Annotated in this window: 22 protein-coding genes and 1 pseudogene; 15 read left to right on the top strand and 8 right to left on the bottom strand. The window is 65.9% G+C overall.

The window, feature by feature from the left end; translation table 11 throughout:
• Positions 1 to 57: 57 nt before the first annotated feature.
• Positions 58 to 339: a hypothetical protein gene (locus tag LGM71_RS24935; protein WP_226116973.1), complete on the bottom strand. Its 282-nt coding sequence runs from the start codon at positions 337 to 339 to the stop codon at positions 58 to 60.
• A 142-nt stretch (positions 340 to 481) separates the two neighbouring features.
• Here LGM71_RS24935 and LGM71_RS24930 point away from each other — a divergent pair.
• The 4 genes and pseudogenes from LGM71_RS24930 to LGM71_RS24915 all read left to right on the top strand — a co-directional run.
• A pseudogene (locus LGM71_RS24930) lies at positions 482 to 634 on the top strand (FMN reductase); the annotation flags it as partial.
• A gap of 36 nt (positions 635 to 670) precedes the next feature.
• Complete coding sequence (gene sfnG, locus LGM71_RS24925; protein WP_124629296.1) at positions 671 to 1774, top strand: dimethylsulfone monooxygenase SfnG; 1104 nt, start codon at positions 671 to 673, stop codon at positions 1772 to 1774.
• A gap of 157 nt (positions 1775 to 1931) precedes the next feature.
• Positions 1932 to 3161 (top strand): SfnB family sulfur acquisition oxidoreductase, encoded by a 1230-nt coding sequence (locus LGM71_RS24920; RefSeq protein WP_226116971.1) that lies wholly within the window; start codon positions 1932 to 1934, stop codon positions 3159 to 3161.
• Positions 3162 to 3224: 63 nt separating this feature from the next.
• A complete protein-coding gene (locus tag LGM71_RS24915) occupies positions 3225 to 4673 on the top strand; it encodes an APC family permease (protein ID WP_226116969.1) in 1449 nt (482 codons plus the stop codon).
• A 97-nt stretch (positions 4674 to 4770) separates the two neighbouring features.
• Here the strand turns inward: LGM71_RS24915 and LGM71_RS24910 are convergent, their stop codons facing one another.
• On the bottom strand, positions 4771 to 5418 hold the full coding sequence (locus tag LGM71_RS24910; RefSeq protein ID WP_124904261.1) for a LysE family translocator: 648 nt from the start codon (positions 5416 to 5418) through the stop codon (positions 4771 to 4773).
• Between the two features lie 106 nt (positions 5419 to 5524).
• Between LGM71_RS24910 and LGM71_RS24905 the strand changes: the two genes are divergently transcribed.
• Positions 5525 to 6376: a LysR substrate-binding domain-containing protein gene (locus LGM71_RS24905; RefSeq protein WP_124629304.1), complete on the top strand. Its 852-nt coding sequence runs from the start codon at positions 5525 to 5527 to the stop codon at positions 6374 to 6376.
• Positions 6377 to 6413: 37 nt separating this feature from the next.
• Here the strand turns inward: LGM71_RS24905 and LGM71_RS24900 are convergent, their stop codons facing one another.
• On the bottom strand, positions 6414 to 7304 hold the full coding sequence (locus LGM71_RS24900; protein ID WP_226116967.1) for a LysR substrate-binding domain-containing protein: 891 nt from the start codon (positions 7302 to 7304) through the stop codon (positions 6414 to 6416).
• 152 nt (positions 7305 to 7456) lie between these two features.
• Between LGM71_RS24900 and LGM71_RS24895 the strand changes: the two genes are divergently transcribed.
• A complete protein-coding gene (locus tag LGM71_RS24895; RefSeq protein ID WP_226116965.1) occupies positions 7457 to 10516 on the top strand; it encodes an FAD-binding and (Fe-S)-binding domain-containing protein in 3060 nt (1019 codons plus the stop codon).
• Positions 10517 to 10616: 100 nt separating this feature from the next.
• Here the strand turns inward: LGM71_RS24895 and LGM71_RS24890 are convergent, their stop codons facing one another.
• The 3 genes from LGM71_RS24890 to LGM71_RS24880 form a co-directional block, all read right to left on the bottom strand.
• Positions 10617 to 10919, bottom strand: a complete 303-nt coding sequence (locus LGM71_RS24890; protein ID WP_059509270.1) for a hypothetical protein — start codon at positions 10917 to 10919, stop codon at positions 10617 to 10619.
• Between the two features lie 88 nt (positions 10920 to 11007).
• Entirely contained in the window at positions 11008 to 12162 is a 1155-nt protein-coding gene (locus LGM71_RS24885) for a branched-chain amino acid ABC transporter substrate-binding protein (RefSeq protein ID WP_226116963.1), read from the bottom strand.
• Positions 12163 to 12740: 578 nt separating this feature from the next.
• Complete coding sequence (locus tag LGM71_RS24880) at positions 12741 to 13661, bottom strand: DMT family transporter (protein WP_226116961.1); 921 nt, start codon at positions 13659 to 13661, stop codon at positions 12741 to 12743.
• 57 nt (positions 13662 to 13718) lie between these two features.
• Between LGM71_RS24880 and LGM71_RS24875 the strand changes: the two genes are divergently transcribed.
• The 4 genes from LGM71_RS24875 (at position 13719) to LGM71_RS24860 (ending at position 16828) form a co-directional block, all read left to right on the top strand.
• Positions 13719 to 14705 (top strand): LysR substrate-binding domain-containing protein, encoded by a 987-nt coding sequence (locus LGM71_RS24875; RefSeq protein WP_226116959.1) that lies wholly within the window; start codon positions 13719 to 13721, stop codon positions 14703 to 14705.
• A gap of 170 nt (positions 14706 to 14875) precedes the next feature.
• Positions 14876 to 15538 (top strand): nitroreductase, encoded by a 663-nt coding sequence (locus LGM71_RS24870; protein WP_226116957.1) that lies wholly within the window; start codon positions 14876 to 14878, stop codon positions 15536 to 15538.
• A 112-nt stretch (positions 15539 to 15650) separates the two neighbouring features.
• Positions 15651 to 16112, top strand: a complete 462-nt coding sequence (locus LGM71_RS24865; protein WP_226116955.1) for a sodium:proline symporter — start codon at positions 15651 to 15653, stop codon at positions 16110 to 16112.
• Positions 16113 to 16336: 224 nt separating this feature from the next.
• The gene (locus LGM71_RS24860) at positions 16337 to 16828 is read left to right on the top strand and encodes a hypothetical protein (protein ID WP_226117073.1); all 492 of its coding nucleotides are present in this window, start codon (positions 16337 to 16339) and stop codon (positions 16826 to 16828) included.
• 146 nt (positions 16829 to 16974) lie between these two features.
• Here LGM71_RS24860 and LGM71_RS24855 read toward each other — a convergent pair whose 3' ends face one another.
• Together LGM71_RS24855 and LGM71_RS24850 are read right to left on the bottom strand one after the other, a co-directional pair.
• A complete protein-coding gene (locus tag LGM71_RS24855; RefSeq protein WP_226116953.1) occupies positions 16975 to 18147 on the bottom strand; it encodes a porin in 1173 nt (390 codons plus the stop codon).
• A 152-nt stretch (positions 18148 to 18299) separates the two neighbouring features.
• Positions 18300 to 19133, bottom strand: a complete 834-nt coding sequence (locus LGM71_RS24850) for a helix-turn-helix transcriptional regulator (protein WP_226116951.1) — start codon at positions 19131 to 19133, stop codon at positions 18300 to 18302.
• Positions 19134 to 19373: 240 nt separating this feature from the next.
• Between LGM71_RS24850 and LGM71_RS24845 the strand changes: the two genes are divergently transcribed.
• The 5 genes from LGM71_RS24845 to LGM71_RS24825 are packed head-to-tail and all read left to right on the top strand — an operon-like array spanning position 19374 to position 25159.
• Entirely contained in the window at positions 19374 to 20495 is a 1122-nt protein-coding gene (locus LGM71_RS24845; protein ID WP_226116949.1) for a polyamine ABC transporter substrate-binding protein, read from the top strand.
• An 11-nt stretch (positions 20496 to 20506) separates the two neighbouring features.
• Positions 20507 to 21640 carry an ABC transporter ATP-binding protein gene (locus LGM71_RS24840; protein ID WP_175816509.1) on the top strand — a complete coding sequence of 378 codons (1134 nt, stop codon included), beginning with the start codon at positions 20507 to 20509 and terminating at the stop codon, positions 21638 to 21640.
• A 10-nt stretch (positions 21641 to 21650) separates the two neighbouring features.
• Positions 21651 to 22634, top strand: a complete 984-nt coding sequence (locus LGM71_RS24835) for an ABC transporter permease subunit (RefSeq protein WP_226117071.1) — start codon at positions 21651 to 21653, stop codon at positions 22632 to 22634.
• The gene (locus LGM71_RS24830; protein WP_226116948.1) at positions 22631 to 23563 is read left to right on the top strand and encodes an ABC transporter permease subunit; all 933 of its coding nucleotides are present in this window, start codon (positions 22631 to 22633) and stop codon (positions 23561 to 23563) included. Before LGM71_RS24835 ends, LGM71_RS24830 begins: the two co-directional genes overlap by 4 nt.
• Before the next feature lie 21 nt (positions 23564 to 23584).
• Positions 23585 to 25159: a DUF3138 family protein gene (locus LGM71_RS24825; RefSeq protein WP_226116947.1), complete on the top strand. Its 1575-nt coding sequence runs from the start codon at positions 23585 to 23587 to the stop codon at positions 25157 to 25159.
• The last annotated feature ends 3 nt before the right edge of the window (positions 25160 to 25162 follow it).

Raw genomic sequence — 25162 nt, 5'->3', positions numbered from 1 at the left:
GTTCGAACCAGCGTCGACTGGCGCCGCGGTCCGGTTGCTGCCTGATCATCAGAGTGTTCAGTGTTCTGGGCCGGACGGGAAACATCGATTTCTGATAACGAAAGCCGGATTGCTGTGCAGGATGAAACGGTGTCCGATCGCAGCGATCTGACGAACGGAGGGCGCGAAACTGCTGATTGAGCAGCAGCGCATCAGCAACGCTGTTTCCGTCGGTTCATCGCGCTGTGGAATATCGATGCGATGCGATTGGTGAAACGCTTTCCATGGCTGGCTATTTGTCCGCGTAAGCCTTACCCGATGGGCGATTGAATAAAACTTCGCGATGCAGATGATCTCCACGATCGCGCGTCCGTCGAGAATGGCACGCTCCTTGCGAACCCCACACCGTATCGGCGCGGCAACGCGCGGCTCGACAACGGGAACGCATGGCATGAGCAACACCCTCGACGTGGTCGCCCTGTCGGGCGGCCTGCAACGTCCGTCACGCACGCTGCCGATCGGCCTGTATGTAGCCGAAAGCGATTTCGACCACTACGAATTCGCGAACCCCGCATTGCGCGCACGCATCGCGCTCGCGATGGAGCGTGCGGTGCCGCAACTGTGTCCGAGAACGCTTGCCGCCGCGGCCGCGTAGCCCGTCTTTCGTTTCCCCCTTCGATCAGGACCTCTCATGAGCATTCACAAATCTCCGGCCGACGGCGTCAAATTCGCGTACTGGGTGCCGAACGTCAGCGGCGGACTCGTCGTCAGCACGATCGAGCAGCGTACCGACTGGAGCCTCGAATACAACCAGAAGCTCGCGCGCACGGCCGAGGCGGCCGGCTTCGACTACGCGTTGAGCCAGATCCGCTTCACGGCCGGCTATGGCGCCGAACACCAGCACGAGTCGGTCTCGTTCAGCCAGGCGCTGCTGCACGCGACCACCAAACTGAAGGTGCTCGCGGCGATCCTGCCGGGGCCCTGGCATCCGGCCGTGGTCGCAAAGCAGCTCGCGACGATCGACCACATTTCGAACGGACGCATCGCGATCAACGTCGTCAGCGGCTGGTTCAAGGGTGAATTCACCGCGATCGGCGAGCCGTGGCTCGAGCACGACGAACGCTATCGGCGCTCGAAGGAGTTCATTCAGGCGCTGAAGGGCATCTGGACGCAGGACAATTTCACGTTCAAGGGCGACTTCTACCGCTTCAACGATTACACGCTGAGCCCGAAGCCCGTGCAGAAACCGCACCCGGAGATTTTCCAGGGCGGCAGTTCGCGTGCGGCGCGCGACAACGCGGCCAGCGTGTCGGACTGGTATTTCACGAACGGCAATACGCCGGAGAACCTGAAGGCGCAGATCGACGACATCCGCGCGAAGGCGGCCGCGAACAACCACCGCGTGCGGATCGGCGTCAACGCGTTCGTGATCGCGCGCGACACCGAGGAAGAGGCGCGCGCCGTGCTCGACGACATCGTCCGCCATGCACACGTCGAGGCCGTGCATGCGTTTGGCGATGCGGCGAAGGAGGCCGGCAAGGCGTCACCGGAAGGCGAGGGCAACTGGGCGAAATCCACGTTCGAGGATCTCGTGCAGTACAACGACGGTTTCCGCACGAACCTGATCGGCACGCCGCAACAGATCGCCGAGCGGATCGTCGCGCTGAAGGCGATCGGCGTCGATCTCGTGCTCGCCGGGTTCCTGCATTTCATCGAGGAAGTCGAGTACTTCGGCCAGCGCGTGCTGCCGCTCGTGCGCGAACTCGAGGCGCAGCGGCAGGCAGTCGCCGCGTGATGAAGGCGGTCAAGCGGGCCGCACCGGACGATCGAAGGGTGCGCCGGCGGCGGCCATCGTGAGCGTACCCGGTTTGACGTTTCGGATATCGAAACAGGAGGTCGGCGGCTGCCTGCACGGCGTCGTCAACCGATTCAAGGGCTTTGCCGGAAATTTCATGTCGACGGAAATCATCGAAGAAAACACGCAATCGCAAGCGGGCGCTACGTCCGTTCCCGTCATCGGCTCCGACGCCGAAGCGATCGACGTCGCACACCAGGTCGCGGCGCGACTGGCGGAGCACGCCGCGCTGCGCGACCGCGAGCGGAAACTGCCGTTCGACGAGATCGACCTGTTCTCGTCGAGCGGCCTGTGGGGCATCACCGTCCCGCGTGAATACGGCGGCGCGGAGGTGTCGAGCGTGACGCTCGCCGAAGTGATCGCGATCGTGTCGCAGGCGGACCCGTCGGTCGGCCAGATCCCGCAGAACCACTACTGCCTGATCGAGGACATCCGCCTCGAAGGCAGCGACGCGCAGAAGCGCTTCTTCTTCGATCTCGTTCTGAAGGGTACGCGCTACGGCAATGCGTTTTCCGAGGCCGGCGGCAAGAATGTGCTCGATATCCAGACGCGCGTGCGCCGCGACGGCGACGCGTTCGTGCTGAACGGCCGCAAGTTCTATTCGACCGGCACGCTGTTCGCGCACTGGATTCCGGTGCTTGCGCTCGACGAGTCGGACCAGGCGGTGCTCGCGTTCGTGCGGCAGGGCGCGCCGGGGCTGACCGTGGTGGACGACTGGAGCGGCTTCGGGCAACGCACGACCGCGAGCGGCACGGTGATCGTCGAGAATGTGCGTGTGAGCGCGTTCGAGATCTTCCACACGCAGCGTTCGTACGACCGCCCGACCTTCGCGGGCCCGTTTGCGCAGATCACGACCGCCGCGATCGACCTCGGCATCGCGCGCGCCGCGCTACAGGACACGATCGCGTTCGTGCGGCAGCATGCGCGCCCGTGGATCGACAGCGGCGTCGAACGCGCGAGCGAGGACCCGCTGACGGTCGCGCAGATCGGCGATATCGCGTACCGCGTGCATGCGGCCGAAGCGCTGCTCGCGCGCTCGGGGCGCTTCGTCGACGCGGCGAAGCGCGAGCCGGGTGAGGAGGCGGTCGCGCAGGCCGCTATCGCGGTCGGCGAGGCGAAGATCGCGACGACCGAAGTGTCGCTGCTTGCCGCGAGCAAGCTGTTCGAACTCGGCGGCAGCAAATCGACGCTGGCGAAATACAACTTCGACCGCCACTGGCGCAACGCGCGCGTGCACACACTGCACGACCCGGTGCGCTGGAAGTACCACGCGATCGGCAACTACTACCTCAACGGCGTGAAGCCTGCGCGCCATTCCTGGAATTGACGGGCGGCCGCCGACGCCGACGCGGCGCACGCCGCACCGGTTCATCCCTGACGAGGCAAATCGATGAGTTATCCAGCGACATCCGCGCAGGCGCTGCCTGCGCAAGACGCCGCGCCGCAGGCGGGCGGCCTGCGGCGCAACTACCTGAGCCTGCCCGAACTGATCGCGCAGTCGATCGGTCTCGTCGGCGTGTCGGGCGGGATCGGCGTGCTGATCCCTGCCGTATTCGCGACGGCCGGTAACGGCACGTGGCTTGCATACGTGTTCGCCATCGTCGCGCTGCTGTTCTCGTCGTGGAGCATCGCGGTGTTCGCGCGGGATTCGGCGTCGCCGGGCGCGCTGTACGCATACGTGTCGGCCGGCATTGGACCGATCTGGGGCGCCATCTGCGGCTGGTCGCTGCTGATCGCCTATGCGGTGGCAGCAGCAGGCATCCTGCAGGGAACGATCAACACGTTTCTCGTGTTCGGCCGCGAAACGGGGCTGCTCGGCAGCGCGACGCCGGTCGGCACGGTGCTGGGCCTCACGATCGTGACCGCGTTCGCCGCGTGGTATATCGCGTTTCGCGACATCCGGCTTTCAACGCGCTTCACGCTGCTCGTCGAACTCGCGACGTTGCTACTGATCGCCGGCGTCGTGATCGCGACGATCGCGTTCGGCACGCATCCGGTCGATCGCGCACAGCTCACGCTCGAAGGCGTGAAGCCAACGCAGCTTCAGCTCGGGATGGTGCTCGCGTTCTTCAGCTTCACGGGTTTCGAGAGCGCGACCGTGCTCGGCGCCGAGGCGCGCGATCCGTTTCGCGCGATTCCGCGCGCGGTGCTGATCAGCGTGGTCGGACCCGCGATCCTGTTCGTGATCGGCGCATACGGAATGGTGAGCGCGTTCCACGGCCAGACGCCGCCGCTCGACCGCGTTGACGGCCCGCTCGCGTTGCTGGCGCATCGACTGGGCGCCGGGTGGATCGGCGTGCTGATCGACGCGGGGGTGGCGTTGAGCTTCTTCGCGGCGTTCTTCTCGTCGATCAATGCGGCGGCGCGGATCGTCTACACGTTCGGGCGGCAGGGTGTGCTGCATGCGTCGACCGGGCGTGCGCACGCGACGAATGCGACGCCGCACGTCGCAGTCGCGTTGATTGCGGCGCTGGCGCTGGCGACCGCGCTGGTGTTGACGGCGCGAGGCACGGCGCTGCTCGATTCGTACGGCTATCTCAGCTCGATCGCGACGTATGGCTGGCTGCTCGCCTACGTGCTGGTCGCGATCGGCGCGCCGCTTTATCTGCATCGGCAGCGCAAGCTTCGCGCGCGGCACGTGGCGATCAGCGTCGTTGCGGTCGTGCTGCTCGCGATTCCGCTCGCCGGCAGCGTGTATCCGGTGCCGGAAGGCGTCTACGCATGGCTGCCTTATGTGTTCGTCGCGCTGCTGGCGATCGGGCTCGGGTGGTTTCTGGTGCTGCGCGTCCGGTTTCCGGAACGGTTGCGCGAGCTGGAAGCCGAACTGCTGACGAAGTGAATGCGCTGCATCGACGGCGCGTTCAAAGCTTGATGTGCGTGACGGCCGGCAGTGTGGCGCCTGCTGGCCGATTTCATTTCAGACATACTCGCGGCCATTACGCCACACCCGCCATCTTCGATGCGTCGACAACCATCTGCACACCGAGGCCGCCGAGGATAAGACCCATCGCCCAGCGCTGCGCGAGCAGCAGCATCGGGCGCCCGTGCAGGAACTTCGCGATGCTGCTCGAGCAGATCGCCACCAGCCCGTTTGCCGACGCGAACGCGGCGATCAGCAGTGAACCGAGAAATAGCGACTGGCCGAACACACTACCTTGCCGGTAGTCGATGAATTGCGGCAGCAGCGACACGAACAGCATCGCGAGCTTCGGATTCAGCACGCTGGTCGTCGCGCCCATCGCCAGCAGCCGCAGCGGCTGCTCGTTCGGCAGTGTCCGCACCTCGAACGGCGAACGGCCGCCGGGCCTGACCGCCTGCCAAGCGAGGTACAGCAGGTAGGCCGCACCGATCGCGCCCAGCACGCTGCCCGCATAAGGCACGCTCATGAACAGCGTCGTGATGCCGAACGCCGCGCCGAACATGTAGATCAGGTAACCGATCATCACGCCGGCCAGCGAAATGAGCCCGGCCGCGCGCCCTTGCGCGATCGAGCGCGACATCACGTAGACCATGTTCGGCCCCGGCGTGACCGCGAGCATGCCGCCGATGGCGAGAAATCCGTAGAGCGATCCGGACGTATGCATGTTTTCCGCTTCCTGCAACGAGTGCTGACGGGATTCATTGTCCGACCGTGGAGGTGAACAGTAAAACGGGATAAACTGAATCGATTGATCAGATTTTCTGAATAAAATGAAGAAGCTCGACCTCGATGTGCTGGCGATGGTGGTGGCAGTTGCGGAATCCGGATCGTTCGCGCAGGGCGCGCAGGCCGTGCATCGGTCGCCGTCGGCGGTGAGCATGCAGATCAAGGCGCTGGAAGATGCGCTCGGCAAGCCGCTCTTCATCCGCGATACGCGCAACGTGACGGCCACCGACGACGGCAGGACGCTCGCCGAATACGGGCGCCGGATGCTGGCGATGCGCGACGAGGCGTGGGCGTCGGTGGTGCGCCCGGAGATCCGCGGCCGCGTGACGATCGGCGTGCCCGACGACTACATTTCGTCGCTGCTGCCGCAGGTGCTCGGCAAATTCGCCGCGATGCACCCGCGCGTGGAAGTGCGCGTGATCGGCCAGCCGAGCAGCGCACTCGTGCCGATGCTGAAGGACAACACGGTCGACCTCGCGTGTCTCACGCGGATCAAGGGCGTGACCGGCGAGCTGATCCGGATGGAGCCGATCGTCTGGACCGGGTCGCCGAAACGGAACGTCTGGGAAGAGCGGCCGCTGCCGGTGGCCTTTTTCACGCACGGCGGCAGCATGGCGCGCGATCACGCGATCAAGGCGCTGAACCGGCAGCACATCCCGTTCCGGATGTCGTATGAAAGCCCGAGCTACCTCGGGCTGCTCAGCATGGTCGAGGCCGGGCTCGCCGTCGCGCCGCTGGCGCGTTGCTGCATTCCCGATCATCTCGTTCAGCTTTCGGAGGCCCACGGGCTGCCGCCGCTGGGGGAGCTCGAGGTCGTGCTGGCGCGCAGTGCGCAGTCCGCGCGTGCGCCGTGCGACTACCTCGCCGAGCAGATTCTCGACGAATGGCGCGCGTGACCGGCGATCATCGGATCGCGGCCTGACCCGCGGTGTTTCAGCACGACTTCAGCAACCATTCGCGGAACGCGACGAGCGACGGCAGCGTTTCGTTCCCCGGCGGATAGACGAGGTAATAGCTGCGCTGGCTGGTAATCGCGTCGCCTATCGACACGAGCTCGTTGCGGCTCAGTTCGTCTTCCACCAGCACCTTCGGCACCAGCCCGATCCCCATCCCGGCCCGCACGGCCTGGATCAGGTGCGACGTCAGCTCGAAGCTCGGGCCGATACGCATCTGGCGATGGTCGAGCCGATAGTGCGAGAACCATTCGGCCCACGCCTGCTGGTTGCTCGTTACACCCAGCAGCGTCTGCTGCGCAGCCCAGGCAGGCGTGCGTGCTTCGGCCTTGCGGCGCCTGCCCGCGTCAGGGCTCGCGATCGCGATCAGGAACTCGTTGTACAGCCGATGCGCGTGCAGGCCGGGCCAGTCGTCCGCGCCGACGGTGATGGCTGCGTCGAGGTCGTCGTTGAGGAAATCGATCGCACCGATCCGCGAATGAAGGTGCACGGTCACGCCCGGATGCGCGGCGTAGAAGTCGTGCAGGTGCGGCAGCAGCCATTTCGATCCGAACGTCGGCAACGTCGCGAGCCGCAGCGTCCCGGCGCCGGCCTGGTGGGACATCGCCTGCAGCGTCGCGCCGCGGATGCGCCCCAGTGCGCCGCTCAGCTCGACGAAGTAGCGGCGCCCGACTTCGGTCAGCTTCACGGAACGGCCCTCGCGCCGGAACAGCGGCACGCCGAGTTGATCCTCGAGCGTCTGGACCTGCCGGCTGATCGCGCTCTGGCTCAGCGACAGTTCCTCGGCTGCACGCGTGTAGTTTTCGTGCCGCGCGGCTGCCTCGAACACGAGCAGCAGCGACATCGATGGGGTGAGGCGACGGTAATTCATGAGTTTTATGCAATATTCGCCGGATGAGAATTCGTTTGTTTCTCGCGGAATTTACAAAGATACTGGAATTCCCGGCCGCGTGGAAACTTGCTCAAAACTCATGTTTCAGAGCACGCGAGCACACCGGTTCGTCCACCTTGCGCTTTTATCCCATGTCGATCGCCCCGTTGCCCCGTCCCGCCAGCCCGCCCGCGAACGCGTACCGTGACTTTCTCGCCGCCCTCCAGGCGGCCGGATTCGCCGGGGAAATCCGCGCGGACCATGCGAACCGGACGGTTCAGGCCACCGACAACTCGATCTACCAGCGCCTGCCGCAAGCGGTGATCTGTCCCGCGCATGCGGACGACGTCCGGCTGGTGGCCCGGCTGCTCGCCGAGCCCGCGCACCGCGACGTCGCGGTGGCGGCGCGCGGCGGCGGCACGGGCACCAACGGGCAGTCGCTGACCGACGGTGTGGTCGTGGATCTGTCGCGCAACATGAACCGGATTCTGGAAATCAACGCGGACGAGCGCTGGGTGCGCGTGCAGGCGGGCGTCGTCAAGGACCAGCTCAACGCCGCGCTGAAGCCGCATGGCCTCTTTTTCGCGCCCGAGCTGTCGACGTCGAACCGTGCGACGGTCGGCGGGATGATCAACACCGACGCGAGCGGGCAGGGCAGCTGCACGTACGGCAAGACACGCGACCACGTGCTCGCGCTCGACTTCGTGCTGATGGGCGGCGAGCACTTGCACAGCGACGCGCTCGCGGACGACGAACTGGAGCGCCGCTGCGCGCGGCAGGACCGCATCGGCAAGGTCTATCGCACCGCGCGCCGCATCAGCGACGACAAGGCCGCGCTGATCGAAGCGAAGTTTCCGAAGCTCAATCGCTGCCTGACCGGCTATGACCTCGCGCACCTGCGCGAACCGGACGGCCGCTTCAACCTGAACAGCGTGCTGTGCGGCGCCGAAGGCTCGCTCGGCTTCGTCGTCGAGGCGAAGCTGAACGTGCTGCCGATCCCGAAGTATTCGGTGCTGGTCAACGTGCGCTACGCCGGCTTCATGGACGCGCTGCGCGATGCGCGTGCGCTGCTCGAACTCAAGCCGCTGTCGATCGAGACGGTCGACTCGAAGGTGCTGATGCTCGCGATGAAGGATTTCGTGTGGAGCAGCGTGGCCGAGTATTTTCCGCAGGACGACGCGCGTCCGACGCTCGGCATCAACCTGATCGAATTCAGCGGCGACGATGCCGACGACGTCGATGCGCGCGTGCGTGCATTCGTCGAGCATTTGCGCACCGACACGAGCGTCGAGCGGCTGGGGCACACGCTCGCGACTGGCGACGACGCGGTGAAGCGCGTGTACGCGATGCGCAAACGCGCGGTCGGCCTGCTCGGCAATGTGCAGGGCGAGGCGCGTCCGCAACCGTTCGTCGAGGACACGGCGGTGCCGCCCGAGAATCTCGCCGCGTATATCGCCGAATTCCGCGCGCTGCTCGACGGCCACGGGCTGCAGTACGGGATGTTCGGTCACGTCGACGCGGGCGTGCTGCACGTGCGCCCGGCGCTGGACATGAAGGACCCGCGGCAGGCCGCGCTGGTGCGGCCGGTGTCGGACGCGGTGGCCGAACTCACGCGGCGGCACGGTGGCCTGTTATGGGGCGAACACGGCAAGGGCGTGCGCTCCGAATATGCGCCGGCGTTCTTCGGCGAGCTGTATCCGTCGCTGCAGCAGCTGAAGGCCGCGTTCGATCCGCACAACCAGTTCAACCCGGGCAAGATCGCGACGCCGCCGGACAACACGCTGCGGCTGCTGAAGATCGACGAAGTGCCGACGCGCGGCGACCATGACCGGCAGATCGACGAGCGCGTGTGGCAGAGCTACGGCACGGCGATGCACTGCAACGGCAACGGCGCGTGCTACAACTTCGATCCGGACGACGCGATGTGCCCGTCGTGGAAGGTGACGCGCGAACGCGTGCAGTCGCCGAAGGGGCGCGCGTCGTTGATGCGCGAATGGTTGCGTCTGCAAGGACAGGCCGGCATCGACGTCGTCGCGGCGGCGCGTGCGCGGCAGCCGTTCATGCGTGGCCGCGTTGCCCGCTGGCGCAACAGCCGCGCCGCGCGCAGCGGGGAAGCCGACTTCTCGCACGAGGTGTACGACGCGATGGCCGGCTGTCTCGCGTGCAAGTCGTGTGCGGGGCAGTGCCCGGTCAAGGTCAACGTACCCGAGTTTCGCTCGCGTTTTCTCGAGCTGTATCACCAGCGCTACCTGCGGCCGCTGCGCGACTACCTGATCGGCTCGCTCGAATTCACGATGCCGTGGATGGCGCGCGTGCCCGCGCTGTACAACGGCCTGATGCGCGCCGGCTGGGTGCGCATGCTGCTCGAGCGGCACCTCGGTATGGTCGACAGCCCGCTCCTGAGCCGCTTCGACCTCGCGGCCGTGATCCGGCAGTGGAACGTGCGGCCGGCCGATCCGCGGGCGCTCGCCGCGCTGAGCGATGCGCAGCGCGCGCGCAGCGTCGTGATCGTGCAGGACACGTTCACGCGCTATTTCGATACCGAGCAACTGGCGACGCTGATCGAGCTGGCGGCGCGCGTCGGCTTCCAGGTGTGGCTCGCGCCGCTCGCGCCGAACGGCAAGGCGCTGCACGTGCAGGGCTTCCTTCGCGCGTTCGAGCAGGCGGCGATTCGCAACGCGACCCAACTGGCCGCGCTCGCGCGCTCAGGCGTCGCGCTGGTCGGCCTCGATCCGGCGATGACGCTCACGTATCGGCAGGAATACCTGAAGGTGACGGGGCTTGCCGACGTGCCGAAGGTTGCGCTGCCGCAGGAGTGGCTGCTGCACGCGCTGCCGGAGTCAGCGGCGGGCGCGGGTTCGGACAGCGTATCGGCACCGTATCGGCTGCTGCCGCATTGCACCGAGAAGACCAACGCGCCGGACAGCGGCAAGCAGTGGGCACAGGTGTTCGCGCGTCGCGGGCTGCGCCTGGCGGTTCAGGCGGCCGGCTGCTGCGGGATGTCGGGGACCTACGGGCACGAGGCGCGCAACCTGCAGACGTCGCAGGCGATCTATGCGCAATCGTGGGCCGCGCATGTCGATGCGCCGGAAGAGGAGGGCGAAGCGCTGGCGACCGGGTATTCGTGCCGCAGCCAGGTGAAGCGCATGTCCGCGCGGCAGGTGCGTCATCCGCTGCAGGCGCTGCTCGATCACGTGCGTGCGGCGGGGTAACGGGCGGGCCGCGCGTGTGGCGCGGCAGCAGGCGTGAAGGTATCGGGCGCGCGCCGGATCGAACGACACGTGCGATGCCGCGACTGACGCACGTCCCGGCTCACGAGCCGGCTTTCGCGGTCTTCCGCACGCGCGGCTTGCGCGCTGCCGGAAACGCACCGACGCCGCGCGGCCGTTTAGGCTCGATACCCGTTTTACCGATGACGTGCCGGAAATCGATCTCGTGCGCGGCGAGCGCACCGATCAGGGTCGCGATGACCGCGAGGTGGGAAGGGACGGTGCCCTTGCTCGAATAGTTCGTGATGGAACTTTCGTTCATCCGGATCAGGCGGGCGAATTCCCGAGCCGTCAACTGCGCTTTCTTCAACTCCTGTTGAAATTCCGCATACGCCATTGCACACATGTCGCTTCATCTCCGCAAAACTTGAATCGGCACCGCACGGCGCCGGCGCCGACGGATGGCGTTCCCGTCGTGCCGGCGTCGCGGGGCGTTACATCTTCACCTGGTCGAGGAAGGTCTTCTTGCCGCTCTTGTAGCCGTAGATCGAGATGATTCCGTGCGTCAGGTCGCCCTTCGCGTCGAACGTCGTCGTGCCGATCACGCCTTCATACTTCGTCGACGGCATCGCCGCGAGGATCTTCGCCGGGTCCGTCGAGTTCGCGCGCTTCATCGCGTCAACCGCGATGTAGACCGCGTCGTACGCGAACGGCGCATCGAACTTGATACCCTGGTTGAAGCGCTTCTGATACTTGGCGAGGAACGTCGCGCCGCCCGGCATCTTCTCGAGCGCGGCGCCGGCCTGCGAGCACAGCACGTTGTCTGCCGCAGGGCCGGCCAGTTCGGCGAGCGAGTCGGTGCACACGCCGTCGCCGGACAGGATCTTCGCTCGCAGGCCGAGCTGCTTCGCCTGCTTCGCGAGCGGGCCGCCGGTGGCGTCCATGCCGCCGTACATGATCGCGTCCGGGTTCTCGCCCTTGACCTTCGTCAGAATCGCGCGGAAGTCGACCGCCTTGTCGTTGGTCGCGTCGTGCGACAGCACCTTCAGGCCGAGCGCTTTCGCCTTCTTCTCGAACTCGTTTGCGAGACCCTGGCCATAGGCGGTCGAATCGTCGATCACCGCCACGCTCTTCACGCCCTTCGACTGCGCGTAGCTCGCGAGCGCCGGGCCCTGCTGCGCGTCGGTCGCGACGACGCGGTAGGTCGTCTTGAAGCCTTGCTGCGTGTAGGTGGGGTTCGTGGCCGACGGCGAGATCTGCACGATGCCCGCGTCGCTGTAGATCTTCGACGCCGGGATCGACGTGCCCGAGTTCAGGTGGCCGATGACGGCGACGACCTTGTCGTCGACGAGCTTCTGCGCGACCTGGGTGGCCTGGCGCGGGTCGGCCGCGTCATCCTGTGCGTCGAGCTGCAGCGTGACCTTCTTGCCACCGATCGTCAGCCCCTTCGCGTTGATTTCCTCGACCGCGAGGCGCGCGCCGTTCTCGTTGTCCTTGCCGAGGTGCGAGATGCCGCCCGTCGTCGGTTCCACGCTGCCGATCTTCACGACCTGGTCGGCCATCGCGCCCGACGCGGCCGCGAACGCGGCGGCGGCCAGTGCGACGGTGATCAGGGGTTTGCAGCGCATGCCGACAGTGCTTCGTTCCATCTGCCATCTCCGAATTGAATGTCTTTCTATTGACGTCTCGACCGGCCGGCTGCGGGCCGGGGCGATCGGACGAGTCTCCGTACCCATCATGGGCTTCGCTCGCATGCCGCCCGGGCGAGCGACTGCCCCGCGCCTGACGCCATGCAATTCGTATGAATATATCCGAAGCCGATTTTGCGCGCTGCGGCGAATCGCGTAGTGGGGCGGCGCGACACGGTTCGGCGCGCGGACTGCCAGGGTGCCGGATGCCGGAAATCGTGCGCCGCAGCGAGCCAAGGGCTGCGATTCGCTGTCGATGGCCTTACGACGGTATCCATTATTCGGCCGGTCGCAGGGGCGAAGCCATGGACACTGATGTGCGGTCAGTCGGGAACTGTTCGGTCGATTTGTCTGCACAGTTTGGACGCTCGCCATCGCGCAGCCGGGTTCATGGAAAAGCTTTCTCGAGTGCAACTAACGGTCAAGCCTACCGGCGTCGACGAATTGGCGCAGGCCGACGGCCCGGACGTAGCACTCGGTTTCGCAGATGCCGGAGTTCGCCTGGGCCTGCCCGCTTCCGGCTCGACGGACAGGTGAGGTTACGCGTTGCGATCGCGACCCTGCGACCGCCCGCGCAAGGCGACCACGATCACGCCTGCAATCGCCAGCAGGCCGCCGCATACCGTCTCGATGCCGGGCCGCTCGCCCGTCAGCATCATCGACAGAGCTGTCGCCACCGCTGGCGTAAGATAGAGAAAGTTGGCGGCGCGCGCCGCACCGAAGTAGCCGAGTGCGAAGGTCCAGGTCGCGTAACCGAGTGCCGCGGGAAATACGCCGAGGATCAATACCGCCAGCGTCGTGTCGTGCGACGCGCCACCGAGCGAGTCGAGCGCGCCGGGCAACCAGGGCGTGAGCAGCAGCGCACCGGCCAGCAGCGTGTACGCGGCGCAGGGCAGCGCACCGTATACGGGAATCAGCCGCCGCTGCAACACGAAATAGCTCGCCGAACACAGGGCCGCACCGAGAATCAGCGTGCTCCCCGAGCCGAGCACAAGCCCGCCCGGCTGCCCGTGCGCAATTACGCCGATGCCGGCGAGGCTGACCAGCGAACCGAGCCATCCCCACCGATTGAATCGTTCGCCGAGAAACATCGCGGCAAGCAGCGCGGTGAAGATCGGCAGCGTGTTCACGATGAAACTCGCCGCGCCGGCCGATACGGTCTGCTCGCCGGTATTGAGCAGTGCGTTATAGAGTGCGATGCCGAGGAAACCGCAGGCCAGGAAGCGCAACGCATCGCGTTTCGTGGGCCTTGGAGGCCGTCGCCACGCAAGCCACGCGATCACGAGCAACGCGGCGGTAGCAAAGCGCGCCGCCGCGAGTTGCAGGGGCGCCAGGCCGTGCAGGCCGATCCGGATGAACGGGAATGCGGAGGCCCACGACATGATCGTGAACGCGACCGCGCCTGCCGCGACGAGCGGTTGTCGCGCGCCGCGCGACGACGGTGAGGAAAGGGTATTCATGCGGCAATGGTGCGATGTCGCGAGATGTTAAGCTAGCGCACAGATCAACATTCAGATATGACCATGACTCACAGCTCGGTTCGGCGGCGAGCCGCGAGTCCGGCGCGCGCACGTCAGGTGACGGATGCGCTGCCGCTTGCAGCGCCGGCACCTGGCCCGCGGCCGCCGCTCGCCAGCCTGGAGACCGTGTGTACGGTTGCGCGTCAGGGTTCGTTCCTGGCGGCCGCAGACGTCTCCGGCGTGACGCACGGTGCGATCAGCCGGCGGGTGGCCGCCGTGGAAAACTGGCTGGGCATGGCACTGTTCGAACGTCATGCACGCGGCGTGCGCCTGACGCCGGACGGGCAGCGCTTCGTCGGGCGGATCGAACAGGCGTTTGCGATCATCGACAGCGCGGCCGATCAGTGGCGCTCGCCGCGCACACCGCGACTGGTCAGGATGAGTGTGGTGCCGGCATTCGCGCAGCTCTGGCTGCTCGAGCGGCAGCAGGCGCTCGAGAGCGAGGCACCCGCGTTGCGCATCGAACTCGGCATCGAGCTTCGCAACGTCGATATCGCCGGCGGCGAAGCGGATCTGTCGATCCGGTATGGGCGCGGCAACTGGCGTCAGCTCGAAACCCGCGCGTTCATGCCGGAACGGCTTTATCCGGTCGCGCATCCGCGGCTCGCCGCGCAACTGGCAAAGACGCGCCGCCGGCGCGGCGATGCCGCGCTGCTCGAGATGCCGCTGCTGCACGATTCCGACGTGACCGGATGGCGCACCTGGTTCGAGTCGCTGGGCATTCCGTTCAAGCCGCGGGTGCTGGATCGCCGTTTCGAGGATTACAACCTGGTGCTGGCGGCAGCCGAAGCCGGGCTCGGCGTGGCGCTGGCGCGAACGCCGCTCGCGGACGCATATCTGAAGCGCAGCGCGCTCGTTCGGGTGAGCCGTCGTGAGGTCGATTCGCCGCTCCGTTATCACTTCGTGCATGCGAAGGGGGAGAATCGGCCGGAGGTGCTCGCGTTGATGGAGCGGATGCGGGCGGCGCTGGGGGAACAGAGTTAGGTTGTGTGGGCGTGGGGGCCTGCTTCGGCGGCGCGCCCGAGGCCTGTGCGTGGATACATACAGATGGGCCGCGGGATCGTCGACAATGCGACCGCGGAAAATGATGAGGTTGGAGAGATGAACGTAAATCGAGTAATTTTGCAGTCGTTCGGATGCACCGGAGGTACACGATGAACAGACCAGACAAGTCGTCGAAAGCGCGTGCTGCGCTCGATCAGTTGTTCTCGGGCATTGCGCCGGCGGATGCGAAGAGCGCGTCACGCCCGGGCAATCCGTTCGATGCGGCGGGGGACGATGTGTCTACCGACGCCGACGGCCGGGTGGAAGTGACGCTATCGACCAGAATCCAGTTGCGCGGCTATCCGGGTGCGGACGCGTTCATGAAGCGCATGGCCGAAGCGTGGGGCCTCGAGTGGGGGACGTACGATAGCGTTCAGGCCATCGCGAAGCTGCCTGCCGGATGGCGATCGCGCCGGCTTCCGGAAGTTACGCAGATCGTCGACGGACACGACGTGCTGCGCGCGGAGAGCAGCCTGCAGGGCGGCGAGATGTCGTATCTGAAAGTGAACCCGCGGTACTACATCGACGCCCGCAAGGGGTTCGGCTGGGGCAAGTCATCGAAGGCGTCCGACGATCCCGATCTCGATGGCCCCGACTGGAACTGCTTCGTGATCGATCGGGAAAAGTCCATCGAAGTGCACGAATTGACGACCTCGTCGTTGAAGGCCGAGATGGACAATGCCCGCGCGACGTTGCTGAAATGGCTTGACGAGAACTATCCCAAGCATCGCGATCCGTTTGCGTACTGGACGGACTGCGAAGGGGCGTCGTAACGTTGCGTGGCGGCCCGGGTCGGTATCGCACGCACGCGTTGCCCGATCGTAGTCGCAGCGGATGGGCCGCACGCCGCGGCGATACATCAGCCGGTCGCCATGGGGGCGCCAATTGAAACGAATCAGTCCGGTCCCGATTCTCTGGGCGGCGTTTGGCGCGGCGGTCGGGTCGACCGTCATCGAGCTGCTGCTCTGGTCGATCGCCGGCGATGATGCCATCCGGAACCTGTTTCGCGACGCGCGCCTGACTGCAGCCATCGTGTTGGGGCGCAGCGTGCTCGGAACGTCCACCGGCTTCGACCCGATCGTCATGGGTGTCGCGACACTCGTGCATGCCGCGCTCTCGCTTGCCTATGCGGCCGTGCTGGCGATGGTGGTGCGGAACATGTCGCTCGGGGCGGCGCTTCTCGCAGGCGGCGTGTTCGGACTCATCCTGTACGGCGTCAACCTTCACGCCTTCACGGCGATCTTTCCGTGGTTCATCGCGGTTCGCGGCGCGATCACGCTGGTGGCCCATCTGGTATTCGGGGTCACGGCAGCGGCTGTCTACCACGTCGTCAAACGCCCGGTTTGATGCTCACCGCGGCAACGATTGCCGACGGTTCCCGCTTCCTTCATTCGCATCCCGACCCCTGGAATAACCGGGCGTGCTGCTTCGTTTTGCTGTCAGGAGACCCGATACGAAGCGGCGGCCCGTTACCGCCGCGCGATGAATCTTGCGCAAGCAAACCGGCGTGCCGGGCGCCGCCAGTGACACCGGTGGTGGTGTGGTCGGGGGCAACAATGCGGGAGCCGATCATGTGCACCATGTTTCGATTCGGAATAGGCATCGTCTGTCTTTTCCTTTCCGCGCCTGTCCTTGCGCAAATGGACGACGAATTGCCGGACTACGGCACAAACTGCCGCGCGGTCGTCGCGCACGCGAACATCGACGGCACGGAACAGCAAATCGTGGGACGGGCGTGCCTGCAACGCGATGGCACATGGCAGATCGTGCAAAGCGACGACGGCAGCGTGCTGTGGTACCCGGCGGCGGCCTATCCGTATCCCGACCCGTGGTACTGGGGGCCGCCGCTTTTCATCGGCGCGGGCGTGAGCTTCATCTTCGTCGATCGGTTCCGTCATTTCCACCACTTCGATCACTTCAACCGGATGGATCATCGCCACTTCGGCATGCCGATGGGGTCGGGCTTTCACCGCGGCCCGTTCATCGGCGGCGGGGGCCACGGGTTCGGCGGCATGCATTCATTCGGTGGCATGAGCGGGAGTGGCGGATTGCGGCGGCATTAGGCCGGCGTTTCGACTTACGGCAACCGCGTCGCCCGGTTTGAACGCCAGGTCGATCTGAACGTCTCGAGTGGGAACGCGACAGCGTAAACGGCGCAGGCGCGCACCATGGTGCGCGCCTGCGTGGTTCGCGCGATGCGACGTCGCGATCAGAACTTGTGGCGAATCCCGACGACCGCCAGTTCTTGCGTATCGGCGCCGGAGTTCACGCCGTACGAGCCGACCGACGCGGCGGCCTTCACGGTCGCACCGCTCGCGTTGAGCGTATTGCCGCTCGCCTTCTGATAGCCGAACAGCGCATACAGGTCGGTGCGCTTCGACAGCGCGTAGTCCGCGCCGAGGTTCACCTGGTTGTAGTGCGCGGAAGCCGGGCCCGTCAGCGACGTGTAGTTGTAGCCGACGCCCGCGCGCAGCGCCGGCGAGAACTGCCAGTTGAAGAACGCCGAGCCGTTGTTGAACTTCGCGTTCTGCGTGAAGGCCGACAGCGTGTCCGCGCCGTACTGCGTGTTCGAATACGCGAGGCCGAAGGTCGCCGGCCCGGCCACGTACTGGCCGGCCACGCGCACGATCTGGATCGACTTCGCGCTCGAGAAACCCTGGTTGATCACGGTGTTGAACAGCGTGTCCGAGCTGCTCGACCACGTGCGCACGCCATTCGCGACCGTCGAGCCGCCGTTCGCGTAGAAGAAGCCGGCGCCGAGCGACAGCGGGCCGTTCGCGTAGCTCGCGCCGAAGCTGTACGTGCGGCCGTTGCCGGTGGCGCCCGCGACGCCGCCGAAGCCGTACAGCGCCTCAAACTGGAAGCCCGAGATCAGCGGGCTCGTGTACTTCACCGAGTTGCTGACGCGCAAGCTGTTGTCGTAGTTGTCGAGGTCGCCCGGCGTCGAGAATACGCCGCCGAAGTAGTTGTCCTGCGTGAGGCCCTGCACGAGATCGACGACCGGATCGTACTGGCGGCCGAGCGTCACGGTGCCGTACGTGCTGCTCGCGAGGCCGACGACGGCCTTGCGGCCGAATTCGCGCTGGCCCTGGCCGAGCGCGCCGGTGCCGATGTTGAAGCCGTTCTCGAGCTGGAACAGTGCGGACAGGCCGCTGCCGAGATCCTCGATGCCGCGCAGCCCCCAGCGGCTACCCGACAGGTTGCCGCTGCTGAACTTGATGAGGCTCGACGCGTTGCCGCCGCTCGCGTTCTGCGCGTTGTGCACGTATGCGATGCCCGCGTCGGCGATGCCGTAAAGCGTGACGCTGCTTTGCGCGTGCGCGCCTCCGGCGCAGAGCGCAGCCGGCAGCGCGAACAGTGCGAATGAGCGGATTCGTTTCATGGTCGGATTCCCCCGTTGGTCGATTTGTCTGACGAGTCGGTGAACGATACGGACAGCGCACCGTCAAGGGAACCAACAAATTTTCGAATCGTTATGAGGCGGCGCGAAGATGGATGCGCGCGCAACGAGCCGGCGCCCGGCGCGCGGGGAACCTACGCGTCGTGCCGTCGCGACGCGTTTCTCAGCACGAGCGTCATCAGTTGCCTGCGCGAGTCGACGCCGAGCTTTGCGAATGCGCGTTTCGCATACGTATCGATGGTGGACGTCTTGAGACCCATCGTCTGCGCGATCGCGGCCGACGTCATGCCCTGGATGAACGACGCGCACACATGCATCTCGCGTGCGGTCAACCGTTCCTGCCATTCCGGTAGCCATTGCGCGACGAGGTCGAGATCGAGCGCGTCGCGTTGCCCTTCGTCGGCGGAGATTGCGCCGAGCAGGCGTTTGTGGGTGGACGCCATCGGCAGTACGACCTGCGACAGATGTTTCAGCAGGCTCAGCTCCTTCAGCGAAAACGGCGGCAGCCGCCGCGAACGCGCGATCGAGATCGAGTAGCGCGTGCCGCCCGTCACGCCCGCGATCACGCATTCGTCGTGAATATCGCCGGCATCGAAGAACAGATGCCGGAGTTCGCTCGCGACGCGCTGCGACGATACCTGCAGCAACTGCACGTCGCTTTCCGTTTCGATCGCCGCGTACGTGGCGTCGTCGCTCGCATAGCTGCGGTAGTAGTGGCGCATCACCTGCGCGACCAGCTCGGGCTCGCGGCCGAAGCTGCCGATCCAGCCGACGCTGCGCCGGCCCGACGATGCACTGCGTTCGTAGTCGAGATGCACGGCGTCGAAGTCGACGTAGCGCACGAGGGTGTCGTAGACGGCGCGCATGAATTGCGTCGTCCCGACGGCTTGCGCGATGTCGCCGAGCGTTTCCGTCACGAATGCGACGTGGCTCAGCGGGAGATCGGGGGCGGGAAGCGCAGCGCTCATGGCGTCGTGTTTCGAAGATTTCAGGTGGCGCTACAGGTATCACGAACAATTTCGACTGGCTACGCGGGAATCTACCCAAACGGCCCTGATCGACGTCGCCGTTTGTCCCGGTTTTCGGGACTGACGGTGCGGGCCGCGATCTCTACATTGACCCTTGTGCTGAACACCGCTTGACGGCGTTGACGCGAGTCCGGACCGGACCGGGCGCAACGGCCGATCGCCATCACAAGGAGAATCCCCATGCGTATCCGTATTCGCCGTCGTCCGGCCGTCCGCGCCGCGCTCGCCACCTCGGCGGGGCTCGCCCTCGCGGCCAGCCTGTCTGCTCACGCGGGCGAGTCCAACCTGAACGTGTACAACTGGTCGGAGTACGTCGCGAAGGATACGGTACCGAACTTCGAGAAGCAGACGGGCATCAAGGTCCGCTACGACAGCTACGACAGCGACGATACGCTGCAGACCAAGCTGCTCGCGGGCAGCTCGGGCTACGACATCGTCGTGCCGACATCGAACTATCTCGCGCAGCAGATTCAGGCCGGCGTGTATCAGAAACTCGACAAGTCGAAGCTGCCGAATCTCGCGAACCTCGACCCGGCGCTGATGAAGATGATGGCGAAGGCCGACCCGGGCAACCAGTACGGCGTGCCCTGGGCGTGGGGCACGACGGGCATCGGCTACAACGTCGAGGCGGTCCGCAAGCGGCTCGGCGACACCGCGCCGACCGACAGTTGGGCGTTGCTGTTCGACCCGGTGAACGCCGCGAAGCTGAAAGGCTGCGGCATCTCGCTGCTCGATGCGCCGGACGCCGCATTCGCGGCGGCGCTGCAGTACATCGGCAAGGATCCGGAGAGCAAGAACCCGGCCGACTACCAGGCGGCCTACGACGTGCTGAAGAAGATCCGCCCGTACGTGACGCAGTTCAGCTCGGCCGGCTACGCGGACGATCTCGCGAACAACGACGTATGCGTCGTGCTCGGCTGGTCGGGCGACGTCAGCATCGCGCGGCGGCGCACGCAGGACGCGAAGCGGTCGTACGAAATCCGCTACGTGAATCCGAAAGAAGGCGGCCTGCTGTGGTTCGACGTGATGGCGATTCCGAAGGATGCGCCGCACCCGGAAGCCGCGCTGAAGTGGATCAACTATATCGAGGATCCGAAGACCAACGCGGCAATCACGAACGAGATCTTCTATCCGAGCGCGAACAAGGCCGCGCGCGCGTTCGTGACGCCCGCGATCGCACAGGATTCGAACGTCTACCTGCCTGACGGCACGCTCGCGAAGACGTCGCTTGCGATGCCGCGAAGCGGCGACATCGCGCGGATGCAGAACCGTTTGTGGCTGCAGCTGAAGTCGGGCGGTTGAGGGCGACGACGATGATCCAGCTACTCGCGGATGCGCCGGCCGCGGCCGGCGCGCGCCACGATGCCTTCGTGCGCATCGAAAACGTCGTGAAGAAATTCGGCGACAGCACGGCCGTCGACAACGTGAACCTGACGATCGCAAAAAACGAATTGTTCGCACTGCTCGGCAGCTCGGGATGCGGCAAGTCGACGCTGCTGCGCATGCTCGCCGGGCTGGAAACGGCCACCTCCGGCAAGATCTTCGTCGACGGCGAGGACCTCGCGTCGCTGCCGCCGTACCGCCGGCCGGTGAACATGATGTTCCAGTCGTACGCGCTCTTTCCGCACATGTCGGTCGAGTCGAACGTCGCGTTCGGCCTGAAGCAGGAAGGTACGCCGAAGAACGAAATCAAGGAACGCGTGGCCGACGCGCTTGCGCTCGTGCAGATGAGCAAGTACGCGAAGCGCAAGCCGCATCAACTGTCGGGCGGCCAGCAGCAGCGCGTCGCGCTCGCCCGCTCGCTGGTGAAGCGCCCGAAGCTGCTGCTGCTCGACGAGCCGATGTCCGCGCTCGACAAGAAGATCCGCCAGAAGACCCAGCTCGAACTGGTGAACATCATCGAGAAGGTCGACGTGACCTGCGTGATGGTCACGCACGATCAGGAAGAAGCGATGACGATGGCGAGCCGCCTCGCGGTGATGAGCGAAGGCAAGATCGTGCAGATCGGCTCGCCCGGCGAAGTGTACGAATTCCCGAACAGCCGCTTCTCGGCCGAATTCATCGGCTCGACGAACCTGTTCGAGGGGCGCGTGGTCGAGGACGAACCCGATCACATCTTCGTCGAGAGCGACGACCTCGAGGCACGCATGTACGTGAGCCACGGCGTGACCGGCCCGCTCGGCATGCCGGTCGGCATCTCGGTGCGCCCGGAACGCGTGCACGTGTCCCGCGAAAAGCCCGGCTCGCATCACAACTGGGCGCGCGGCGTCGTGACCGACATCGCGTACATGGGCGCGTACTCGCTGTACCACGTGCGCCTGCCGAGCGGCAAGACGGTGGTGTCGAACCTGTCGAGCTCGCACCTGATGCACGACAGCGCGCCGGCGTGGAACGACGACGTGTTCGTGTCGTGGTCGCCGGCCAGCGGCGTCGTGCTGACGCAATGAGGGCGACATGATGAGAACTTCCGCTTCCACTCCTTCCGCGCCGGTGCCGACCGGTGCGACCGCTACGACTCAGGCCGCCAAACGCCGCAGCCGCTTCGCCGCCCTGTCGCGCTTCCTGCCGTCGGGCCGCAACGTGGCGATCGGCGTGCCGTTCGTGTGGCTCACGATCTTCTTCGCGCTGCCGTTCGTGCTGGTGTTCAAGATCAGCTTCGCCGACCAGATGCTCGGCATTCCGCCGTACACCGCGCTCGCGCGGCTGGAGGCCGGCACGGTGCAGGTCGCGCTGTCGCTGAAGCATTACGCGCTGCTGCTGCAGGACGACCTGTACCTGAAAACCTACGTCAGCTCGCTGAAGATGGCCGCCGCGTCGACGCTGATGTGCCTGCTGGCCGGCTATCCGATCGCGTATTGCATCGCACGCTCGGCGCCGGCCCGCCGCAACCTGCTGATGATGGCCGTGATGCTGCCGTTCTGGACGTCGTTCCTGATCCGCGTGTATGCGTGGGTCGGGATCATGAAGGACGACGGGCTGCTGAATCGCACGCTGGCGGGACTCGGCGTGATCGCGACGCCGCTGCGCCTATATCACACCGACGCGGGCGTCTACATCGGCATGGTCTATTCGTATCTCCCGTTCATGGTGATGCCGCTGTACGCGCACCTCGTGAAGATGGACCTCACGCTGCTGGAGGCCGCCAACGATCTCGGCGCGACGCCGTGGTCCGCGTTCTGGCGCATCACGTTGCCGCTGTCGAAGAACGGCATCGTCGCGGGCAGCCTGCTCGTGTTCATCCCGGCAGTGGGTGAGTACGTGATTCCCGAACTGCTCGGCGGCGCGAACACGCTGATGCTCGGCCGCGTGATGTGGGACGAGTTCTTCAACAACATGGACTGGCCGATGGCGTCCGCCGTGACGGTGACGATGGTGCTGCTGCTGCTCGTGCCGATGGCGCTGCTCCATTACAGCCAGACCGAAGCGGAGGCGCAGAAATGACGCGCGCGAATCGCATCCTGTCCGCGTGCGTGCTGGGCGTGGGCTTCCTGTTCCTGTACGTGCCGATCGTCAGTCTCGTCGTCTATTCGTTCAACGAGTCGAAGTTGGTGACGGTGTGGTCGGGCTTCTCGCTGAAGTGGTACGGCGCGCTGCTACACGACGGCGAACTGCTCGCGGCCGCGTGGCTGTCGCTGAAGATCGCGTTGCTGACGGCCACTGCGTCGGTCGCGATCGGCACGTGGGCCGGCTTCGTGCTGGCCCGCATGGGGCGCTTTCGCGGCTTCACGCTCTACGCGGCGATGATCAACGCGCCGCTGGTGATTCCCGAAGTGATCCAGGGCATCTCGTTGCTGCTGCTGTTCGTCGCGATGCAGCAGACCTTCGGCTGGCCGGCCGGGCGCGGCTGGCTGACGATCTGGATCGGCCACGTGATGCTGTGCCTGTCGTTCGTCGCGGTGATCGTGCAGTCGCGTGTGAAGGAGCTCGACCGCTCGATCGAGGAAGCCGCGCTCGACCTCGGCGCGAGGCCGTGGAAAGTGTTCTTCGTGATTACGCTGCCGCTGATCGCGCAGGCGCTGGTGTCAGGCTGGCTGCTCGCGTTCACGGTGTCGATCGACGACGTGATCCTGTCCGCGTTCCTGTCGGGCCCCGGTTCGACGACGCTGCCGCTCGTCGTGTTCTCGCGCGTGCGGCTCGGTCTGAATCCGGAAATGAATGCGCTCGCAACGGTGTTCATCTCGGTCGTGACGATCGGCGTCGTCGTCGTGAACCGCGCGATGCTGGCCCGCGAGCGGCGGCAGGCGCGCGATGCGCGTGCGTGGCATGCGGCGTCCACGCCGGATGCACCTGCGTCACCGGCTGCTTCGGCGCCTTCGCGCCCGTCGGCCGCGCACCCCCGGCACGCCCCCGCACCGCATCCCGTGAAGTGAAGAACGACCAGGAGACTTTCCATGAAGAAGAAGTATCTGTGCGCGCTGATCGCAGGTGCGCTGCCGGGGCTCGCCCTTGCGAACTCGAGCGCCGATCAGATCAGGGCACTGCAGCAGCAGCTCGCCGTGCTGCAGCGGCAGATGAGCGCGATGCAATCGCAACTCGCCGCGAAACCGGGGGCCGTGCCGGCTGCATCCAACGCAGCGCCAGTGGCGACCGGCGCGGCCGCCGCCGACGCGTCGGCGCCCGGGTACGGGCAGGCGCCGGCCGTGCTGACCAACGACGACGTGACGGAAATCCGCCAGCAGGTCGCGAACCAGCAACTGAAGGTCGACTCGCTGACCGACGCGGCGCGCACGGGCCCGATTGCAGGGCTCTCGGTGACCGGCTACATCGACCCGACCTACGTGTACAACCGCGGCGCCGGCACGTCGTCGTTCCAGTTCGCGAACCATGAGAACGCATATACGTACTACAACAGCACGTTCGGCGACGTATTCCTCGACATCAAGAAGACATTTGGCGTTGGCCCGACCGCGCCGTCCGCGGAAATCACATTGATGCCGAACCGCGGCGCGGGCCTGGCGATGATGACTGGCAGCGGCGCGGGCGGGCTCGACATCGTGAACACGGCGGTCGTCACGGTGCCGCTGTCGGGCACGACGGCGTTCGTCGGCGGCCTCGTGCTCGGCTTCGGCGGCTACGAGTACCAGCAGTCGAACCAGATGCTCACGCTCACGCACAATCTGCTGTACGATTTCTCCGACCCCGGTTCGTCGATCGGCGCGGGCATCAACTACCAGAGCGCGGACGGCCACTGGGCGTGGAAGTTCTTCGTCGGCAACGAGCAGTTCCGCAGCGCGGGCGCGGTTACGCAGACGGGCGTCAACGCGCTCGGCGACCCGATTACGACGAGCAACAAGGTGCCGACCTTCACCGCGCGCGTCGACTACATGCACGGCAGCGCGCTCGATATCGGCGGCTCGATCAACATCGGCCGCCAGACGCTGCCGAGCGCGATCGATCCGGCGACCGGCAACGTGCGTTACGGCGTCGGCGGCAACGCGCCGAGCGCGTACGGCGCGTTCTTCTTCGGCGAAGCCGACGCAACCTACACGCTCGCCGACGCGCAGTACAACGCTGAGATCGACTATGGCCAGCAGCAGCACGGTGCGTTCAACGGCGGGCTTGCGCAGTGGTTCGGGCTGTCGCTGCTCGCGCACCGCAAGTTCAACGCGCCGGTGATCGGCCGGATGGGCGCGACGCTGCGCTATGACCTGCTCGTGAACCGGAAGAACGGCGGCGGCGGTTCGTCGATCGGCCTGAACGGCAACGGGATGGATCCGAACAACGGCTTCGGCATCGACGCGGACTGCCTTGCGCTGTCGAAGACGAACGGCGGCGTCGGCTTCGAGTGCAAGGGCGCGACGCGGCAGGCCGCCGCGTTCGACCTGCTGTTCTACCCGACCCAGCAGGTGACGGTGAAGGTCGAATACCGGCACGACTGGGCGAGCAACAAGGTCTTCCTGCGTCACGACGGGTCGTATGCGAAGTCGAACGACCTGCTCGCGACCCAACTCATCTACGCATTCTGACGC

The sequence above is a fragment of the Burkholderia sp. AU33545 genome (genome assembly GCF_020419685.1).
Lineage (GTDB): Bacteria > Pseudomonadota > Gammaproteobacteria > Burkholderiales > Burkholderiaceae > Burkholderia > Burkholderia diffusa.
The sequence above is the reverse complement of the archived record's forward strand: the minus strand, read 5'-3'. Positions and strand labels throughout refer to the sequence as shown.

Bases quoted from the DNA above. Each gene is read 5' to 3' on its own strand.
- LGM71_RS24905 (WP_124629304.1), top strand. From the start codon at position 5,525: ATGAAGAAGCTCGACCTCGATGTGCTGGCGATGGTGGTGGCAGTTGCG.
- LGM71_RS24880 (WP_226116961.1), bottom strand. From the start codon at position 13,661: ATGAATACCCTTTCCTCACCGTCGTCGCGCGGCGCGCGACAACCGCTC.
- LGM71_RS24915 (WP_226116969.1), top strand. From the start codon at position 3,225: ATGAGTTATCCAGCGACATCCGCGCAGGCGCTGCCTGCGCAAGACGCC.
- LGM71_RS24900 (WP_226116967.1), bottom strand. From the start codon at position 7,304: ATGAATTACCGTCGCCTCACCCCATCGATGTCGCTGCTGCTCGTGTTC.
- LGM71_RS24850 (WP_226116951.1), bottom strand. From the start codon at position 19,133: ATGAGCGCTGCGCTTCCCGCCCCCGATCTCCCGCTGAGCCACGTCGCA.
- LGM71_RS24840 (WP_175816509.1), top strand. From the start codon at position 20,507: ATGATCCAGCTACTCGCGGATGCGCCGGCCGCGGCCGGCGCGCGCCAC.
- LGM71_RS24875 (WP_226116959.1), top strand. From the start codon at position 13,719: ATGACCATGACTCACAGCTCGGTTCGGCGGCGAGCCGCGAGTCCGGCG.
- LGM71_RS24910 (WP_124904261.1), bottom strand. From the start codon at position 5,418: ATGCATACGTCCGGATCGCTCTACGGATTTCTCGCCATCGGCGGCATG.
- LGM71_RS24895 (WP_226116965.1), top strand. From the start codon at position 7,457: ATGTCGATCGCCCCGTTGCCCCGTCCCGCCAGCCCGCCCGCGAACGCG.
- LGM71_RS24845 (WP_226116949.1), top strand. From the start codon at position 19,374: ATGCGTATCCGTATTCGCCGTCGTCCGGCCGTCCGCGCCGCGCTCGCC.
- LGM71_RS24830 (WP_226116948.1), top strand. From the start codon at position 22,631: ATGACGCGCGCGAATCGCATCCTGTCCGCGTGCGTGCTGGGCGTGGGC.
- LGM71_RS24885 (WP_226116963.1), bottom strand. From the start codon at position 12,162: ATGGAACGAAGCACTGTCGGCATGCGCTGCAAACCCCTGATCACCGTC.
- LGM71_RS24890 (WP_059509270.1), bottom strand. From the start codon at position 10,919: ATGTGTGCAATGGCGTATGCGGAATTTCAACAGGAGTTGAAGAAAGCG.
- LGM71_RS24920 (WP_226116971.1), top strand. From the start codon at position 1,932: ATGTCGACGGAAATCATCGAAGAAAACACGCAATCGCAAGCGGGCGCT.
- LGM71_RS24870 (WP_226116957.1), top strand. From the start codon at position 14,876: ATGAACAGACCAGACAAGTCGTCGAAAGCGCGTGCTGCGCTCGATCAG.
- sfnG (WP_124629296.1), top strand. From the start codon at position 671: ATGAGCATTCACAAATCTCCGGCCGACGGCGTCAAATTCGCGTACTGG.
- LGM71_RS24825 (WP_226116947.1), top strand. From the start codon at position 23,585: ATGAAGAAGAAGTATCTGTGCGCGCTGATCGCAGGTGCGCTGCCGGGG.
- LGM71_RS24860 (WP_226117073.1), top strand. From the start codon at position 16,337: ATGTGCACCATGTTTCGATTCGGAATAGGCATCGTCTGTCTTTTCCTT.
- LGM71_RS24835 (WP_226117071.1), top strand. From the start codon at position 21,651: ATGAGAACTTCCGCTTCCACTCCTTCCGCGCCGGTGCCGACCGGTGCG.
- LGM71_RS24855 (WP_226116953.1), bottom strand. From the start codon at position 18,147: ATGAAACGAATCCGCTCATTCGCACTGTTCGCGCTGCCGGCTGCGCTC.